Source organism: Desulfoluna sp. HI9BLuna, from assembly GCF_056829775.1.
The window spans coordinates 6,299,393-6,317,630 of record NZ_CP186555.1; the positions used below are offsets into that span (position 1 = coordinate 6,299,393).

Genomic DNA, 18,238 nt, shown 5'->3' on the forward strand with positions numbered 1-18,238 from the left:
CAGCCATCGGGATCACCCGACGGAACAACCTGTTGCGCATGCCTGAACATTCTCCCACCACAGTTTAACTTATTGATTTTAAGACCATCGGACTCCGCTCCAAATCATCACGGAGTATCGCTAGTTTTAAAACCAGCGAACACATATTCAATAAAACAGCACCTGTCAATAGACACATTTACAGCAGTTACGTAACCCCTCGAACCTTTCTTTATTTTTCTATAGTATTAGAAATATCCTTTTAACAATTTCACACAAAAGACTCAAGTCAAAGAGTCATCTAAACAGGAACCTCACAACAAAACCACTGCCGCGGCAAACGGCCACATCACATTCAGACGCCGCACCCGCACGCCGCAATCACCTGCCACCCCACAGCTACGCTGGAAAACAACAGAAAATGCTTATCCGGCAGCCCTCATCCGGCTGCGTCGCGAAGGCGACAAATCATGGATTTTTTGATATGCAGCCTTTAATCGCCTTGCCGTATCCCACGGACCCGCGTGAGGTTTTGACATTCCCCCGGTCGGCATGTAAAGTAGAAAAAAATCGACCGCATCTCCGCAATCCCGCCATCTTTAACAGATGCTTAAAAAAAGCCTCCCCCCAACCACCTGCAAACGAGAAGGTAATGACCCATGTCCATGATCTTCCCAGATACGTTTACGCGTCTTTCCGGCACCAAGGTACCCATCTATGTATCTCCGGACACCCCTCACTGGTTCGTTCCCAACACGGCCGGGGACCGGTTGCTTCAGGCTTTGGGCGAGGCGAAAAGCGCCCCCCGGGACAACAAGACAAAGGGCCCCCTGGAGCAGCTCAGGGCAGAACAGTTTTTATCCCTTATGCCCTGGGGCAACCCCGCACCCTACTCCGGGCGCGGAGAGATTCTCTCCCTGAACCGCCTGTCCGAATGCTGGATTCACCTCACGGATCACTGCAACCTGTCGTGTCGTCACTGCCTCTTCTCCTGCTCCCCAAAAACAAGGCAAAGCCTCAATTTTGAGGAGATCGAGGCTTTGTACCGGGCAACCGAGCCCTTAGGCACGGAGACCTATTACATCACCGGGGGCGAGCCCCTGCTCCACCCAGATTTTCAACGCATCTGCCGCCTTCTCCTGAGCAAGGAAAACACCCGCCTTGCCATCCTCACCAACGGATTGCTCGTCCCGAAGCATCTGGATTTTCTCACCACGCTCCCCACAGACCGACTCCACTTCCAGATCAGCGTGGACGGCCTTGAGGAGAACCACGACGCCATGCGCGGCCAGGGGGTCTTCAACAAATTACTCGCCATTTTTGACATGCTGTCCCAGGCAGGACTCAACACCTCCCTTGCCATGGCCGTTCACAAAGGCAACGTCCACCAGATGACCGATATCGTCACCCTTGCCGGTCGGTTCGGCATTGCCGACGTCCATTACCTCTGGCTCTTTGCCGCCGGAAAGGCGCGAGACACCGCCCATGTCCCTCCGGAACAGCTTTTTTCCCACCTTATGGAGGCTGAAAAAACCGCCGCACCATTGGGAATCACCATCGACAACCTCAAGAGCATGGAGGCCCGGGTCTTCTCCTCTCCGGGCATCCGCCACGACCTGGGCAACGCCGGATGGGAATCCCTTGCCGTGGGTCCCGACGGGCACATCTACCCCACCCCGGCCCTCATCGGCAACAAACCGGCATGCTGCGGCCACATGCGGGACGGCATCGAGAAGGTGTGGAGACACAGCAAAGCGCTCAGCGACTTGCGAGGACTATCCGTTGTGAATGACGAAAGCTGCCGCACAAGCCCTTTTCGCTACATCGTGGGGGGCGGCGATATCGACCACAGCTACTATGCAGGCCAACACTACATCGGCCACGACCCTTACATGGCGCTCTACGAAGCCATCGCCGTTCACCTTATTGAAAAGGCGGCGGGTACGGTTGCCGACGCCCATGGCGTGCCCGGCATGCGAATCCAGATGGGCGACCGCCTCACCGAATGCAGCCACGCCGAGGGTGATGTGGCCCTCACCCACTCCAACTGTGTGCTCTCCCTAGCCGGTACCCGGGGCACGGTGGGCGCCTTTTATGCCGATGCGGCAGACGCCCCCAACACCGACATCACCAACCCGGTCTGTTACGAAGAGGAGTTGATCCACCACATCCCGGAGTCTGCCAGGGTGCGTTCCTACGGATGCGGAAGCCCGGTACAGGATGCGGACCTTGACCAGGGGGAAACCCTTGTGGACTTAGGCTCCGGGGCCGGGGTGGAGTGCTTTATCGCCGCCAAGATCACCGGTGCGGCGGGGAGCGTCTACGGTATCGACATGCTCGACGACATGCTCTCGCGGGCCCGTAATGCAACGGACGAAGTGGGAAGGAGGCTGGGTTACCGGAACGTGGAGTTTAAAAAGGGATACCTGGAAAGCATCCCCCTGGACCGTGAGACCGCCGACGTGGTGATCTCAAACTGCGTGGTGAACCTTTCCGAGGACAAGACAAAGACCTTTGCGGAAATTTTCCGCATCCTGAAGCCCGGGGGACGAGCCGTCATCTCCGATGTGACCACCGACGCCCCCTTCCCCGCTTCCATCCAAAACGACCCGACCCTTCGGGGAGAATGCATCGGCGGGGCCATGGTGCAGTCCCGCCTCATGGCCATGCTGGAGGCCACCGGTTTTATCAACATCCGAATCATCAAACGCTTCTTCTATCGCGAGGTCCAGGGGCACACCTTTTATTCCCTCACCTACCAGGCCGTCAAGCCCGATGAGACCCGCACGGCTGTTCTCTATCCCGGCCCCTTTGCAGGGGTCATCACCGATCAGGGCGAAATCATCCCCCGGGGCGGTATTCTGGATGCCCCCTGGCCTTCAGCCACCCACTCCGACCCGTCCGCCTTTGTCCTGGACAACGACGGCAACATCACCAACCAGGACGCGGAAAACAGCTGTGCCTGCTACCAGCCTGTGGAAAAGGAACAGAAGCCAGCCCAGCCCGCCGGTGCCACCATCCTGAGCACAGGAAAAAAAGCGTCGGGCTGCATGCGCTGCGGCAAACCCCTTGCCTATCTCGACATGGAGCAGGAAGAGACCTGCAGCTTCTGCGGAGAGACCGCCATGGCCAACGCCCTCTGCGAAAACGGCCATTTTGTCTGCGACCTCTGCCACAGCGAGGATGCCCTCTCCGTGGTCAAGCACCTCTGCCTGACCACCAGGGAGACCGACATCATCACCCTCTTTGACAGAATCAAAAAACACCCGGCTGTGCCCCTCCACGGACCGGAGCACCACTTTATCGTTCCGGGTGTGATCACCGCAGCGTACCGCAACGCCGGAGGCGCCATCGGAGACGAGGAGATCCTCTCGGCCATCCGACGCGGCGCGGATATCCCCGGCGGCACCTGTGCTTTCTGGGGAGGCTGTGGCGCGGCCCTGGGGACAGGGATCGCCTTCGGCATCATCCTGAAGAGCAACCCGGTGAAAGCCACGGAGCGGCAGATTATCCAGAGGGTCACCGGCCGGATAATCACGGCCTTAGGCGAGCTGGAAGCAGCCCGCTGCTGCCGCAGGGAGACCCTCACCGCCTTCAAGATCGCGTCGGGCCTCTCCGCGGATCTGCTGCCCATCCCCTTGCAGGCAAACGGCACCACCCACTGTTTCCAGTTCAATATTAATAAGGAGTGCATCAGGTCCGGGTGTCCCTGGTACGTGGCGGGAAAAAGCGATATCAAGGGAGAGTGGCTGAAGGTGAAAGGATAAAAAGGCCGCCCCATGCGACCCTTTGGATTCGCAGGCAAACCTGAAGGAACCAGCATACTTGAAAACCGGATTCGTGCCGATGCTGATAGCATATCCCACGGGCTGTGCTAAGCGATATCACCCTCAAACATCAAAATCGCCGGCGGCCGAATCCGGAATCCTCTATAAATGCAGGATTACCTCATACATATGGCATGAATCAACCGCAAACAAGCTGACACCGTGATGACGGTAAAAACGAAGAGAATCACCGCGTATCGTCTTTTCATGGTTCCCCCAGCCCAATTCCGCGTGAAAACCGAACAGCCGCCAGGTGGCGGCTTCATACCTCATTCAACATAGCAAAAAGCAATCATGGGCGTCTACTCAATCTCGCTATCCCGGGTATTTCATGAGAAAACGGGCCGGTTGTAGTAGTGGAAAGTGTAATTCACGGTTTTCTGCTCGATTTTCTCACCCCTTGGGCTACAGGGCCACACGGAGCCGGCACCCCAGGACCCATAAGGTATCCTCATCGCTGGTGAGGGCTGGATCTTTGATGTATTGAAGGGACGGGGTCACGGCCACCTCCTTTGTCAGCTGATACCTCCAGAACACTTCAGTGGTGTACTGATCATCTGCCCCTTTGAACGACACGTCATTGGGGCGTCCCCAGTTGAACCCTACCCCAATGACACCGCGCATGGGCACCGGCTGACAGCCAATGCCCGCCGATACCGATCGCTCAAGGAGGCTGCCGCTGTCATCGGCATATCCCCCACGAACAAAGGGCAGCCATGTGTCGTCGATCCATCGTTGCCAGGAGAGGTTCACCCCCCAGCCGTCATCCGTTCCGTTTGCACGTTCGTCAATCTGCCAGAGTGTGATGTGGGTGTTGTCAAAGTAGATCTTGTCCTTGCCGGGGGTCCAGCCGATTTCAACCCATCTGAAAAAATCACTGTCGTCGATGACGGACTCAAACCCTTCAAACGGATCCCTTGGGTCGGCGTTGGCATCTGCGATTCCGGCCTGAATATAGAGTGAGCTGCTTACCATGGCACCGGCTGCCGCGCCCAGGGTGGCATCATTGGGCAGATCCATGGAGGCGGACCCCGTTGAAAAAACGAAGTTGGCAAACCCCGTCCACGGACTGGAGAGCAGGTAGACATCGATAAAATCCGTGGTGTCCAGAAACCCTCCCACAAACACGCCCTTGCCCTCGGATACATACTGTTTCCAGTAGAGGTTTGTCAGACGTGCCTTCTGGTTGCTGAACGGAGGTTCGATGATGCCCGCATACCCGCTTTCAAACCCCAGGGCGCTGGGCGGAATGTCCGAGTACTTGTGGCGGTTTTCAATTTTCCAGTTCAAGCTGCCCTTGTTGGGCCCCCCGCGGTTCACCAGGTCCCAGTAGCCATAAAACCGCGCAATGCCGCTGGAGGCGCTATCTTCCCCCGGGCTGTCGCTCACGTGCATGAAAAGGACTGAATAGTCGGCCGCCAGATGCAACCCCATCTGTTCTGCCACGCCATCCCGCCAATCCCGTACCGGAGAGAACAGCCGCGATTCGTAGAGTGGATCGGCCTTCTGGTCCAGAGCAATCTGGTTTTCAACCTCATCAGGGGAAAGCCTCGGCCTGAGTTTGCCCCCGGTTGATGCAACGGCGACCCCAAACCCCAGGAGAAGTCCCACAGAAACGATCATCATGACAGTGCACTGTTTTGTTTTCATGGCCCCCTCGGCTTCAACCCCGTTTTTTCACGTAAGGAAAGAAAAACAGATAGACACCTGTTACCCAGACACCGGCCAGGAGAATGGCGGTGGGCAGAAGAACCCACAGCTTGACATGTTCATGGAAAAAGCTGCCGTCATGGATGCTTTCGATGAGGTCGGAACGCCGCACGGCGACGTGAAGGACTTCACCGGTTTTCGTATCAACCTGGATTTCCCAGTGGTTCTTGGCCCGCACCTTCACCAGGCCTTTTCCGGGTCGCACGTCCAGGCGATCGATATCCTCCCAGTTGTGGATCCCCACGTCCGGAACGGAGGTGGCGATGGCCAGAATCTCATCAAAACTGAGCATCAGCTCATGCCCCACCCCCTTCTGGGTCGCAGGCTGAATCCACTCCAGCTTCTTTTTCATCAGAAGGACAGCCCCGCTGAGGACGACGACAAGGACCGGTAAAGCCGTTGCAATGGCGGCCCATCTGTGTACCTTCCTGTTCATCACCACGGCTCTCATGTTGCCCCCCTTGCAATGGGGGGATGAAAACGCCGAAGCGTCCGCATCGCCCCATCACCTGCTGTTCAGCTATTGAGCATGTGCCACCGTCGTCCCCTCGCTTTGCAAAAAATCAGCCCATGCAGCGAGTTCGGTATCAATCTCTTTTTCCAGCATATCCACCACATCGTAGGCAGACTGGGGCGGGCGGCCTTCGCTCTGGAACAACACCCAGTGGACCGTTTGAAGCTTGGACAGCAGCTTGGACGGCTCATTGGCGATCTGGGACAGGTTGGCCCCCATGGGGACCAGCTTTCCGATAAACACCGAGGACTCTTTTGCAATGGCCGAATCCTCTCCGGCGTCCTCGGACAGTTCCATGGCGGAGATAATGGTCTTATTGGTTCTCTCGAAAATATCCCTGATGCGCCACCACAATTCGAAACGGGCATCCGCATCTTTCTGACTCCACGTCTCGTTGGGGTTCATGCGCAGTTCAAACGCCTGATCCTGGGACTGGCCGTCAACCGTCAACCTGGCGGTGTAGGTGCCGGGCCTGGCTTCCACCACAATCCCTGCAGGCGGCTTGCCCGGTACAGAGACCACATCCGGATAATTCATGTCCCAGACCATCCGGTTCAGGCCCGTCTCCCGGCTCAGGATGTCCCCCTCGTAGGTTTTGATCAGCTCACCCTTGCTGTCGAGAATACTCAGGCTGACATCCCGGGCACCTTCTCCAATCAGATAGTAAATAATGGCACCACGGGGCCGGGCACCTCCGGCATCGATGAACCTGCGCTTGCGTTCTCCGTTGACCACCCCGAGTTCGATAAAGGTGTGCCCCATGCGCCCGTTCTGGACAAAGTAGTTCTTCTGGCCCCCTCCCACGCCCCCACCGTAGAGAGCCCACCAGTTGATGCCCAGGCGCGTATGGGTTCGCGGTTTGAACAGATGAGCCGTCTTGGCCTGGATTTCGTCTGAGGTCTGCCGCAAGGGGCTGATGTCATCCAAAATCCAAAAACTGCGCCCAAAGGTGGCGATGCACAGGTCCTCATCCTTGATTTTGATGTCGTGCACCGGTACCGCCGGCAGGTTGAGGTTCAACCGTTTCCAGGTGAGCCCGTTATCCAGGGAGGCAAACACCCCCGTTTCGGTTCCCACGAAGAGCAACCCTTTGCGCACCGTATCTTCCCGAATGGTCCGCGTGATCTCCGTCTGAGGAAAATTCTCACTCAAATTCGTCCATGTCTCTCCGTAATCAGATGTCTTGAAGAGATAGGGCAGGAAATCATTGGCCGTGCGGTACCGGCTGATGGCGACATACGCCGTCCCCGCGTCATGGGGCGAGGCCTCGATCTCGTAGACATCCGAGTCTTCGGGAAGGCCGGGCGGGGTGACGTTGGTCCATTTCCGGCAATTGTTTCTGGTCACATGGATCAGGCCGTCATCACTGCCCGTCCAGAACACCCCCTTTTTGACTCCGGATGCGGCCATGCGGTGGATGGTGTTGTAGGCTTCCTGGCCGGACGTCTCCAGGGATGAAGGAGAACCTCCCGGCTGCTGCTTTTCCGGGTCATCCCGGGTCAACACCGGGCTGACAACCTCCCAGGTCTGTCCCCGGTCTTTGCTGCGGAACACCACCTCGGCGGCGGTGTACAACACCTTCGGCCTGAAGGGGTCAAAAAGGACAGGGGCATGCCAGTTAAAACGGTACCTTGCCTCGTCCTGCCCTCTTCCGAAGGTGATCACAGGCCAGACATTGACCTGCTCCCACTGCCCCGTCTTCAGGCTGACCCGCTGGATCGGGCATCCACCGGCGGCAAAGGTGCTCTGCGCCAGGTGATAAATGGTATCGGGGTCATTGGGATCCGGCACCGAAGCACCGGACTCCCCGCTGCCGATGACCGTCACATCAGCTTGCGAAATGCCGCCGTAAATGGACGCGGAAGGGACCTTGTATCCGATAAGGTCCTGGCAGTTTCCATACAGGTTATACGGAAATTCATTGTCCACATCGAGGCGATAGACCTGCTGATTGGGCTGGGTATAGGGGCCAGACCAGGTGACCCCGCCGTTTCTCGTCACCATGGCGCCGCCGTCGTGGGTGACGATCATGCGATCGGGGTCTTCCGGATCAAAGGCCATGTCATGGAAATCATCCTTGGTCCCGGAACGCTGGGTCCAGGATTTTCCCCCGTCCAGGGATTGCCACATCTTGTTGGAAAGCACCCACAGCTCGTCCCCGTTGTGGGGGCTGGCGTGGAGGTGCATGTAGTAGAAAGGCCGCTGAATGATGTTGACGTTATCCGAGACAAAGGCCCACGTCTCGCCGCCGTCCTCGGACTGATAGAGCCCCGGCTGCTCCTTGGAGTCCACAAGGGCACTGATGCGCTCGGGGTTTTTCCTGGAGTGGGCAAGGCCGATGCGGCCTAAGTCGTCGGTGGCCATGCCCGGGTTCCGGGTGATCTCGGCCCAGGTTTCCCCACCGTCCGTTGATTTGAAAATGCCGGTGTTGGGGCCTCCGGCCTTCAGCCCCCAGGTCCGCCGGAACACCTCAAAGGTTGCGGCATACAATATATTCGGGTCGTGCTCACACAGCACCAGGTCGATGACGCCGGCCTGTTCATGCTTGAAGAAAACCCGCTCCCAGGATTTACCTCCATCCTTGCTGCGGTACACGCCGCGGTGCTGGCTCGGCCCGAAGGGGCTGCCGATGGCGGCCATGTAGACCAGGTCCGGGTTGGTCGGGTGCACGCGCACCCGTGAGATGCGCCTTGTCTTGGCCAGCCCGATGTGTGCCCAGGTCTTGCCTCCGTCCGTGGACTTGTAGGCCCCGTCACCCCAGGTGGAGCAGTCGCGAAGCTGCGGCTCACCCGTTCCGATATAGATGATGTCCGGGTTGCTGGGTGCCAGGGCAATGGCCCCCACCGGCCCCACGTTGATCTGGCCGTCGGTAATGGGATACCAATAGGTGCCATTGTCATCGGACATCCACACCCCGCCCGATGAATGGGCATGATAGAACCGGTTCTTGTCCGTGGGGTGCACGGCCACGCCGCAACCGCGAACGCCCACAAAGGGCCCCACACACCGCCACTCCAACGATCGCATCTCCCGGTCCACTTCCAGGTCGGCCTGTTGTGCGAATTCCCCGGGAGCGACAGGCTCAGGCGCCTCACCGGGCCGCCACTCGGCATGGCCCATACCCGACCAGATCATGACGCATACAGCTGTTGCAATGGTAACCACGCGCTTTTTCATACCGCACTCCTTCACTTTGAGTTTAGCGGACACACTCGAAATACCAGAACAATAAGCTTTTTTTACAACGACTTAGCGAAAAAAATTAAGGCATCACAAAAATACAAGCCACCATTTTGGCGCTATTTTTTCACCCTGCTGACGAACCAAGAGAACCCATCTACTGCATTATCAGAGCTTTGATAAAACAACGCTTTCTGAAAGCTCTGATGCCTTGAACAGAGTCCATGAATATGTGAACGAAAGGGATAAGGTGAAGAGGAGTGACAAGATGCTCTGCTTTTTTGACATCGGCTCCAAACGCGCGCACCAATACGACAAAAATACGAGCAACAAAGATACCACGGGTTATCTATGGCGATTTAATCGCCCGGCACAACGGATATCAACATCTTGTAAGGTATGATTGTCTTTTGGATTGGACAGGGAAAGGCTAAAAATCATTATACGCTTTAATTTTGGAAGTTTATCAAAGCGACAATTTTCATACAAGCCATTTTTGGTTCTTCAGTGACACGATTTGCCGGGTGCACTCTGTGCCCCCAAATCAAAGCCCTGGGTGAGCCGAACACGGTGCACAGAATGCACCCTACGGGCTGACGGACTTTTGGGACAGTATCATCAACAACACACTGGTGGCCCAAGCAATGCCCCAGCGGAAACCAGCTGTCAAGGTGGCATACCTTGCCGCTGGAGGCATTGCTTTTTTTAGCCCCTCAAATCATACCGAAAAGGCGTGGAAGAAACAGAGTTATGCTTGGAAAAAGGGCCAGGATCACGAGCCCGGCAAGCATGGCCAAAATGAATGGAATCACGGCCTTGAAGGTCTCCTCCACGGGAATCTCCGCCAGATGGGTGGTCACGTAGAGGTTCACGGCAACCGGGGGCGTGAACTGCCCGATGGCCAGATTAAAGGTCATCATGATACCGAACCAGATGGGGTCCCACCCGAACCGCGCCATGATGGGCAGGAAGATGGGGATAAAGATATAAAATATGGAGATGGCATCGATGAGCATCCCGGCACAGAACAAGATGAGGTTGATAACAAAAAGAACCACATACGGATTGTCGCTGATGGCCAGAAGCGAAGCCGAAATGGCGTCCATGGCCCCCAGGGTGCTTGCCGTCCATGAAAACAATCCGGCAAAAGTGATGATGAGCATCACCACGGCCGAGGCGTTGGAGGCCTCCACCAGGATCTCGTACAGGGCCTTTAAGGTGAGGGTCCTGTAGAGGAAAAAACCCAGGATCAGGCCGTAGAAGACCGCCACCACGGCCGCCTCCGTCGGCGTAAACACCCCGCCGTAGAGCCCGCCCAGGATAATCCCCGGGGCCATGAGCCCCCAGAACGCCTCACGAAAGGCCTGGAACAAGCCCATGTCCGACTCCATGGCCGTCCTGCTGCCGTATCCCCTCTTTTTGGAAATCCACCAGGCGGGCAGAATCAGGCAAAGCCCGGCCAGGGCACCGGGGATGGCCCCGGCGGCAAACAGGGTGGTGATGGAGGTGTTGGTGAGAGCGCCGTAGATGATCAGCGCAATGCTCACGGGCACGATGATGGCGGTGGAGCCTGCCCCGGCGATGAGGGCGGCCACAAAGCCGCGGTCGTACCCGTCCCGGATCATGGCGGGGATCAAGATGGCGCCAATGGCCGCAGCGTCGGCCGGGCCAGAGCCGGAGATACCGCCGAAGAAGACACACACCAGTACGGCCACAATGGCCAGGCTCCCTTTTTTGCGCCCCACAAGGAGGTTGGCAAAGCGCACCAGCCGCTCTGAAATGCCGCAGCGTTCAAACAAAAACCCGGCAAAAATAAAGAGCGGGATGGCCAGGAGCTGAAACTTGGCGATACCCGAATAGAAGTTGGGCGAGACCACGGCAATGCCAAGGTCGGCCAACCAGATGACGACCACCGAAGAGAGCCCGATGGCAACGGCAATGGGCACGCCGGAAAGGAGCAGCACCATGAAAAGAAAAAACAGCAGCAATCCCATGGTCATACTCCTTTGAGTTTCGCCTTTTCGGCGATGAGCACCTGAACGATACGGACAATGACAAGAGCGGACCCCGCGGGAATGGCAAGGGCATAGATCCACTCCGGAAGCTCCAGGGCCTCGGTGGTGATCTCAAGATCGATAAGATCGTAAATGTGAAACCAACTGAGGCCCGCAAGGGTCGCAAACAGCACGATGGCCAGGACAAGGCCGCCCATGCGGACCATTGTGGCCGCCCGTGGGGAGAGCTTTTTTTCGTAATACTGGAGGTTCAGGTGATGGCTCTTCTTGAAAGCCGCGCTGGTACCAAGCATGGTGAGCCAGACCAGGCCAGCCACCTCCAGCTCCTCGGTGAAGGCCAGGGAAAACTCGAAAAAGTAGCGGGTGACGACGTTGGCCAGCCCCAGGACAAACATGGAGCCCAGAAGCAGGGCTCCCAAAACTTCTTCAAAATTGCGCACACAATATTTCAGGGTGTTCAAGGCTTAATTCCCCATGTCCGCTTTGGCCTTCTCCACCAGCTCTTCACCGATGCGGGGGACCCACTTTTTGTACACGGGCTCGGTGAGCACACGAAAGGCCTTCTTCTCTTCGGGGGTGAGCACCGTCACCTCCATGCCGTTTTCCCGCATCAGCTCGTGGGCGGAAAGGTCCGGGGCCACCAGGCCCTTTCTTACGACACCCTTCTGCATGCGACCGGCGTCCACCGCCGCCTGACGGATGATCTCACGGTCTTTTTCCGAGAATTTTTTCCAGGTTTTCTGGTTCACGGTGAACATGAGGGGATCGATGACATACCCCCAGAAAGACACGTGATTATGGAACTGCCAGATCTTCAGGGGAATCTCGATGCCCACGGCGGGGTTCTCCTGGGCGTCCACAACACCCTGCTGAAAAGCGATCTTGGCCTCGCCCCAGTTCATGTTCACGGGGTTGGCACCCATGGACTTCATGATGTCGATGAAAATGGGGGTACCCACCACACGGACTTTCAAGCCCTTTAAGTCTTCCGGGGTCCGGATGGCCCGCTTGGAGTTGGTGATCTCCCGGTACCCGTTCTCTCCCCAGCCCAGGACCTTAACCCCTTTTTTGGCGATCAGGGCTTCAATGGCTTTTCCCGCCTCCCCTGAGGTCACCTTGTCCAGGGCCTCGTAGTCTTCAAAAAAGAAGGGAAGGTTAAACAGGTTCAAAGCCTTCAGGGTAGACGACCAGTTGATGGGGGAGGCAAAGGCAAAATCGGCCACGCCGCGCTTGAGCAGGAGGAACTCGTTGGTCTGCTTGCCCGCCATGAGAGAACCTGCCGTGTAGACCTTGATGTTGACCCGGCCCTCGGTGCGCTCGCGCACCAGATCGGCAAACAGGGTCGCCCCTTCGCCCCAGGGCATCTTGGGTCCCACCACACAGCTTAATTTGTATTCCTTTTTATACCCCGCCTCGGAAAGAGCCGGGAGCATCAAAAGGCACACAACCGCGATCGTCCATTTTTTAAGCGCTGTCATCATCACACGTGTCCTTAACGTATCCGGTTACAAAAAAAGGGGCCCGGCGGCTTTGACGAGCCTGCCCGCCCCATCACATTTTTCAAGGATTGCGGTTTCTTTCTTAGCCGGGGCCATTCCGGGCTGTCAAGTCACCAGCAGGCTCTATCCCACCGCCCACAGGCCCTCTCGGCCGTTTCGCCCCGAAGAAGCGTTCCCGTTCAAGGACCCTCAATCACCCATACGCCCCTGGTGTAACCCACCCGCCCAACCGAGCCCCACAAGCCTTAAACACTCATGATATCAGCCATATAAAAACATGCCACTCACCAGGATCGCCATGACTGGCGCCCCCTCCCCTCCCACGCCGAAAGGACAAACCACCCCTTTCATGGCAGGCCCTCCGCAATCAAAAATATCTAAAAAAAAATGCCGCCCATCTTCATCTTTTAATGAAAACGAGCGGCACTTTTTTATATTTCATTAATTAAGGACCGCAAGGCAAGCACGTCAGACAGGGCCAAAACAAGACAGCAACATGATCAGGCCCACATGGAGAAAACGCTCCCCAATCCGGTCACCGATTTACTATCGCCTATAACCTGCTTTCCCTATGACCTGCTTTGCACCTGCTTTTTAGTCATTCAACTGAATATCCTTGCCCTCATGGACCCGCTTCATGTTACGCACTGCGCACATCTTGCCGCACATGGTGCAGCTGTCCTCAAACTCGGGTTTGGAGCTTTCCCTGTAGCTCCTGGCTTTTACGGGATCCATGGCCAGGGAGAACATCTTTTCCCAATCGAGGTCGGCGCGGGCCTTGCTCATGGCGTTATCCCAGCTCCGAGCGCCGGGGATCTTCTTGGCGATGTCGGCGGCGTGGGCCGCAATACGCGTGGCGATAACGCCCTCTTTCATGTCCTCCAGGTCGGGGAGACGCAGGTGCTCGGCCGGGGTGACGTAGCAGAGAAAATCCGCGCCGTTGGCCGCTGCAATGGCCCCGCCGATGGCGCTGGTGATGTGGTCGTAGCCGGGGGCCACATCGGTGACCAGGGGCCCGAGGACGTAAAAGGGCGCGCCGTGGCAGAGGCGTTTTTCCATCATCATGTTGCCGGTGATCTCATCCATGGCCATGTGGCCCGGCCCTTCGATCATCACCTGCACATCCTGCTCCCAGGCGCGCTTGGTGAGCTCACCCAGGGTGATGAGTTCCTCCACCTGGGCCGCGTCCGTGGAGTCGTTGATGCTCCCCGGGCGGCAGCCGTCGCCGAGGCTCAGGGTGAGGTCGTACTTGGTGCAGATCTCCAGGAGCCGGTCGTAGTGCTCATAAAAGGGGTTTTCGGCGTCATTGAGCATCATCCAGGTGTAGAGAAGGGAACCGCCACGGGAGACAACACCGGTGAGGCGGTCGTTGCGCTTGATCTTCTCGGCGGTGGCCCGGTTGAGCCCGGCGTGGATGGTGGCAAAATCCACCCCGTCCTCGGCGTGACGCTCAACCACTTTGAAGAACTCATCCACGGTGATGTCCTTGATGTTCTTGTCGTAGAAACCCACGGCGTCGTACATGGGGACCGTACCGACCATGGCGGGGCATTCGGAGATAACGCGGGTGCGGAACTCACGGGTCTTGCCGAAGCAGCTGAGGTCCATAATTGCCTCGGCCTTCATGGCAACGGCGGCCCGGACCTTGGCCATCTCCACCTCCAGGTCGCAGCAGTCCTTGGAGATCCCCAGGTTGACGTTCACCTTGGTACGGAGCCCCTCCCCCACGCCTTCGGGATCGATGACGGTGTGGTTCTTGTTCACCGGAACAGCAATGGTACCCTTGGCCATGCGCTCCATGAGGGTTTCGATGGGCATGTTCTCTTTTTTGGCCACGGTCTCCATGGCGCCGGTAACGATCCCTTTTCGGGCCGCATTCATCTGGGTTGTGTAGCTCATTTTAGTTTCTCTCCATGGCTTTGCGGATGGCTTTGACCCGCTTTGAAATATCTTCGGCTCCGACGATCCCCGTCACCAGAGCAATGGTTTCCGCGCCGTGGGCTTTCACCTCGGCAATGTTGTGTTCCTTGATCCCCCCGATGGCCACAAAGGGGATTTTTTCGTTTTTCACCACATGATCGAGGTAGGTCAGCCCCACGGCGTCGCAGACATCCTTTTTGGTCTGAGTGGTGAAGATGGGGCCGACACCGATGTAATCGGCCCCCGCCGCAACGGCAGCCGCCGCCTGGGCAGGGCTGTGGGTGGAGAGCCCGATGATCATGGATTCCCCCGCAAGCTTTCGCACCACGGGAATGGGCAGGTCGTCCTGTCCCACGTGGAGGCCGTCGGCTTCCACGGCCAGGGCCAGGTCCACATGGTCGTTGACAATAAAGGTGACCCCCGCATCCTGTGTCAGCCTGCGCACCACCTCACACTGCCGGTATCGCTCCAGCATGGATTTGTCTTTTTCCCGGTACTGAATCAGGGTAATACCGGCGTCGATCATCGCCTTCACCACCGTGATGTTGTCCCGGCCCAGGGAGTGCTCCTCCCCGGTGATGCCGTAAATATCGGCACCTGCAATGGATCTCATGGTTTCTTATTCTCCTGTAAAAAACGCCCCCCGGCGGCCAGGGGATTTTCCTTTAGCCTTTAGCCTTTAGCCCTTAGCCTTAAGCCTTTATCCTTCCCCCATTCACCACCCAACCAAATACCAAATCCGCCTGCTTGGCCGCCGCAATAGAAACCACCGCAGACATGGGTGGGGCTGTATCATCCGCTTCAGTGACCCCGTCCCCCACCACATAACAGGTGGGGGTGATCTTCCGGGTCACGATGCGATCGGCATCTCCCCAGCCGCCGATGCCGGAGGCGGCCACGAGAAAGGTCCCGCGTGCCAGGTATCGCTCCACCAGGAGCTGCTTGGCTTCCACCCGGTCAAAGGCCTCCACCACGGCATCGCAGCCGTCAAAGAGCCCCCCGATGTTCTCGCCGGTCACCTGCACGCAGTGGGTTTTAACCTCTGCCTCCGGCTCGATGGCGACCAGATTCTCTTTCAGGGCCTCCACCTTGCTCTCTCCCACCTGGCGGGCGAAAAAAAACTGCCGGTTGAGGTTGGAGGGCTCCACCCGGTCAAAATCGGCGATGACGAGGTGACGGAACCCCATGCGCACCAGGTGCATGGCACAATTGGACCCCAGCCCCCCCGCCCCTGCAATACCGATGCAGGCCGAAGAGACGCGCTCCATGGGATCTTTACCCACGCGGCTCACAAGGGCCCCTCCGAGGGTGTCCATCAGTGCATCCTCCAGTCCTGGTACACGGGCTGGTACCCGCGCCCCCTTAAGTTGGCGTCCATCTCCACCACGCTCCGTTCGTCATTGATATCGAACTGGCCGGAGCCCTCCTCTTCGGTATGGCTTCCCACGGATGTGCAGGAACCTGCCGACAGGCGGGTAATGCCCAGGGGAAGCACGTTGTCGCGAAACGCAGCGCTCTCCCGAGTGGACAGGGTGATCCCGGCCCGGGGCAAAAAGAGCCGGAAGGCGGTCATGGCCTGGACGATGTCGGTATCCGATACAATATGGGCCGGTTCATAACATCCGGCGTGGGGGCGCATGCGAGGAAGGGAAAGGCCCAGCTCCACCTCGGGGAAGGTGGTCATGATCCAGTCGGCGTGCATGGCCGTGAAAAAGGCCTCGCGTCGCCAGTGGTCCAGACCCAGGAGCCCGCCAAGATTGATCCCGCGCATCCTGGCCCGGGCTCCCCGCTCCAGGGCCTCCAGTCGAAACCTGAAATCCCGCTTGGGTCCGGCCGGGTGCAGGGTCTTGTAGAGATCTTCGTTGTAGGTCTCCTGATACACGGTGAGGCTGTCGGCCCCGGCATTCACAAACCGGGCATACCCATCCTCGTCCACGGGGTAGATCTCAATCCCCACCGACGTAAAGTATTTGGAGATGATGGCCAGGCTCTCCTCGATGTAGGCGGGGGTCGCCACGTTGGGTGCCTCGCCGGTCAACAGGAGAATGTGTTTGAGCCCGGTCTCGGCAATGGCCGCAGCCTCGAACTCCACCTCTTCCAGGCTCAGCTGGCGCCGGTGGATCTTGTTCTTGGCGTTGAACCCGCAGTAAACACACTGGTTGATACAGTGGTTGGAGATATAGATGGGAGTAAACAACAGGATCTGTCGGCCAAAATGGCGCAGGGTCGACTCGTGGGCTTTTTGGGCCATTGCCTCAAGGAAAGGCACCGCCGCCGGAGACAAAAGGGCCATTAAATGATCTACCGAACATTTGTGTGCGTCCAGGGCGGCTTGCACGTCACGCTCCGTGGCTCCGTTGATGCGGGCAAGGGTCTCGTCCGGGTCCAGGGACTTCCATATATCGAAAAAGCCCATCACGCCCTCCCCTGCCCGAGGAACCCGGTAAGGGGTGAGGAGGCCGATGCCTCTTTGCGTGTCGAACCAAGGCCTGCAAGGTACGCAGCACGTCCGGCGTCAACGGCCCGGCCAAAGGCACGCCCCATGGACACAGGATCACTGGAAGAGGCAATGGCCGTGTTGACGAGGCAGGCAGCAGCCCCCATCTCCATGGCTTCGCACGCCTGGGAAGGCTTTCCGATGCCCGCATCCACAATAATGGGAAGGGAGATCTCATCGATGAGGATCCGTATCATCTCACGGGTCCGAATCCCCCGGTTGGTGCCGATGGGAGCACCCAGGGGCATGACCGCGGCGGCCCCGGCATCAACCATGCGCCGGGCATCCATGAGATCCGGGTTCATGTACGGAAAAACATGGAACCCCTCTGCTGCAAGGATCTCCGTGGCCTTTGTGGTTTCCAGGTTGTCCGGAAGCAGGTAGCGCTGGTCGCTGATCACCTCGATCTTGATCCAGTCCCCGCACCCGGCGGCCCGGGCAAGGCGGGCGATGCGCACCGCTTCTTCAGCGTTTCGTGCGCCGGAGGTGTTGGGAAGGAGCACCATGTTCTCGGGAATGTGCTTCATCACGTTGTCGGTCTCCGAGGCAAAATCCACACGGCGCAGGGCCACGGTGATCACCTGGGCGCCGGAAGCCTCGCACACGTCGGGGATCAGGCCGTCGGCTGGGTATTTCCCGGTTCCGATGAAAAGCCGGCTTGAAAACTCTCTTCCCCCAATTTGAAAACAATCGTCCATCAGCACCCCCCTCCCACAAATCGCAGGATCTCAAGTTTATCGGTTTCGCTCAGTGTCACCGCCCCGAACCGGGACCGCTCCACCACCTCGCCGTTTCGCTCCACCACGACACTGCCGGGGTGAAGCCCTTTGTGCTCCAGGAACCGCTCCAAGGTCATATTACCTTGGGACAGGCTCTCTTCGCTGCCGTTTACCATCATAGACACACCTCCTGAAAACCCCGGAAACGCGCATGGACCGTAAACGCAGACAAAAACCGCGCCACAGGCACACCGAACCAGGGCCATAAGCTGGAGGACAGGTATTCTTGTATGAAGGGGAGATACCAAGGAAAGGGTTTCCAAGGCGCAGGACCGATGATTCCGGAGCGGCACCGAGGCCTGTGAGCCTGGGCCAGGT

At 58.0% G+C, this 18,238-nt stretch carries 13 protein-coding genes; 1 reads left to right on the forward strand and 12 read right to left on the reverse strand.

Features of this window, described 5'->3' with window-relative positions; translation table 11 throughout:
* Positions 1-638: 638 nt before the first annotated feature.
* Positions 639-3,746 carry a DUF5714 domain-containing protein gene (locus ACOYW0_RS25620; RefSeq protein WP_482416520.1) on the forward strand — a complete coding sequence of 1,036 codons (3,108 nt, stop codon included), beginning with the start codon at positions 639-641 and terminating at the stop codon, positions 3,744-3,746.
* 465 nt (positions 3,747-4,211) lie between these two features.
* Here ACOYW0_RS25620 and ACOYW0_RS25625 read toward each other — a convergent pair whose 3' ends face one another.
* From ACOYW0_RS25625 to thiS, 12 genes are all read right to left on the reverse strand, one after another.
* Positions 4,212-5,456 (reverse strand): carbohydrate porin, encoded by a 1,245-nt coding sequence (locus ACOYW0_RS25625; protein WP_482416521.1) that lies wholly within the window; start codon positions 5,454-5,456, stop codon positions 4,212-4,214.
* Between the two features lie 13 nt (positions 5,457-5,469).
* Positions 5,470-5,967: a PepSY domain-containing protein gene (locus tag ACOYW0_RS25630; protein ID WP_482416522.1), complete on the reverse strand. Its 498-nt coding sequence runs from the start codon at positions 5,965-5,967 to the stop codon at positions 5,470-5,472.
* Positions 5,968-6,036: 69 nt separating this feature from the next.
* Positions 6,037-9,207, reverse strand: a complete 3,171-nt coding sequence (locus ACOYW0_RS25635; RefSeq protein WP_482416523.1) for a WD40/YVTN/BNR-like repeat-containing protein — start codon at positions 9,205-9,207, stop codon at positions 6,037-6,039.
* A 716-nt stretch (positions 9,208-9,923) separates the two neighbouring features.
* Positions 9,924-11,204 carry a TRAP transporter large permease gene (locus ACOYW0_RS25640; RefSeq protein ID WP_482416524.1) on the reverse strand — a complete coding sequence of 427 codons (1,281 nt, stop codon included), beginning with the start codon at positions 11,202-11,204 and terminating at the stop codon, positions 9,924-9,926.
* A gap of 2 nt (positions 11,205-11,206) precedes the next feature.
* Entirely contained in the window at positions 11,207-11,686 is a 480-nt protein-coding gene (locus ACOYW0_RS25645) for a TRAP transporter small permease (protein ID WP_482416525.1), read from the reverse strand.
* 3 nt (positions 11,687-11,689) lie between these two features.
* Positions 11,690-12,706 (reverse strand): TRAP transporter substrate-binding protein DctP, encoded by a 1,017-nt coding sequence (gene dctP, locus ACOYW0_RS25650; protein WP_482416526.1) that lies wholly within the window; start codon positions 12,704-12,706, stop codon positions 11,690-11,692.
* Positions 12,707-13,318: 612 nt separating this feature from the next.
* Positions 13,319-14,623 (reverse strand): phosphomethylpyrimidine synthase ThiC, encoded by a 1,305-nt coding sequence (gene thiC / locus ACOYW0_RS25655; RefSeq protein WP_180141350.1) that lies wholly within the window; start codon positions 14,621-14,623, stop codon positions 13,319-13,321.
* Position 14,624: 1 nt separating this feature from the next.
* Entirely contained in the window at positions 14,625-15,257 is a 633-nt protein-coding gene (gene thiE / locus ACOYW0_RS25660; RefSeq protein WP_482416527.1) for a thiamine phosphate synthase, read from the reverse strand.
* A 79-nt stretch (positions 15,258-15,336) separates the two neighbouring features.
* Positions 15,337-15,960 carry a sulfur carrier protein ThiS adenylyltransferase ThiF gene (gene thiF / locus ACOYW0_RS25665; protein WP_482416528.1) on the reverse strand — a complete coding sequence of 208 codons (624 nt, stop codon included), beginning with the start codon at positions 15,958-15,960 and terminating at the stop codon, positions 15,337-15,339.
* Entirely contained in the window at positions 15,960-17,060 is a 1,101-nt protein-coding gene (gene thiH / locus ACOYW0_RS25670; RefSeq protein WP_482416529.1) for a 2-iminoacetate synthase ThiH, read from the reverse strand. The genes thiF and thiH overlap by 1 nt, the downstream gene beginning before the upstream one ends.
* Positions 17,060-17,839 carry a thiazole synthase gene (locus ACOYW0_RS25675; RefSeq protein WP_180141346.1) on the reverse strand — a complete coding sequence of 260 codons (780 nt, stop codon included), beginning with the start codon at positions 17,837-17,839 and terminating at the stop codon, positions 17,060-17,062. The genes thiH and ACOYW0_RS25675 overlap by 1 nt, the downstream gene beginning before the upstream one ends.
* On the reverse strand, positions 17,839-18,039 hold the full coding sequence (thiS, locus tag ACOYW0_RS25680; protein ID WP_482416530.1) for a sulfur carrier protein ThiS: 201 nt from the start codon (positions 18,037-18,039) through the stop codon (positions 17,839-17,841). Before thiS ends, ACOYW0_RS25675 begins: the two co-directional genes overlap by 1 nt.
* Positions 18,040-18,238: the final 199 nt, after the last annotated feature.

Excerpts from the sequence above, each read along its gene's own strand:
- ACOYW0_RS25625 (WP_482416521.1), bottom strand. The coding sequence starts at position 5,456 with ATGAAAACAAAACAGTGCACTGTCATGATGATCGTTTCTGTGGGACTT.
- ACOYW0_RS25630 (WP_482416522.1), bottom strand. The coding sequence starts at position 5,967 with ATGAGAGCCGTGGTGATGAACAGGAAGGTACACAGATGGGCCGCCATT.
- dctP (WP_482416526.1), bottom strand. The coding sequence starts at position 12,706 with ATGATGACAGCGCTTAAAAAATGGACGATCGCGGTTGTGTGCCTTTTG.
- ACOYW0_RS25635 (WP_482416523.1), bottom strand. The coding sequence starts at position 9,207 with ATGAAAAAGCGCGTGGTTACCATTGCAACAGCTGTATGCGTCATGATC.
- ACOYW0_RS25675 (WP_180141346.1), bottom strand. The coding sequence starts at position 17,839 with ATGGACGATTGTTTTCAAATTGGGGGAAGAGAGTTTTCAAGCCGGCTT.
- thiF (WP_482416528.1), bottom strand. The coding sequence starts at position 15,960 with ATGGACACCCTCGGAGGGGCCCTTGTGAGCCGCGTGGGTAAAGATCCC.
- thiE (WP_482416527.1), bottom strand. The coding sequence starts at position 15,257 with ATGAGATCCATTGCAGGTGCCGATATTTACGGCATCACCGGGGAGGAG.
- thiH (WP_482416529.1), bottom strand. The coding sequence starts at position 17,060 with ATGGGCTTTTTCGATATATGGAAGTCCCTGGACCCGGACGAGACCCTT.
- thiS (WP_482416530.1), bottom strand. The coding sequence starts at position 18,039 with ATGATGGTAAACGGCAGCGAAGAGAGCCTGTCCCAAGGTAATATGACC.
- ACOYW0_RS25640 (WP_482416524.1), bottom strand. The coding sequence starts at position 11,204 with ATGGGATTGCTGCTGTTTTTTCTTTTCATGGTGCTGCTCCTTTCCGGC.
- thiC (WP_180141350.1), bottom strand. The coding sequence starts at position 14,623 with ATGAGCTACACAACCCAGATGAATGCGGCCCGAAAAGGGATCGTTACC.
- ACOYW0_RS25620 (WP_482416520.1), top strand. The coding sequence starts at position 639 with ATGTCCATGATCTTCCCAGATACGTTTACGCGTCTTTCCGGCACCAAG.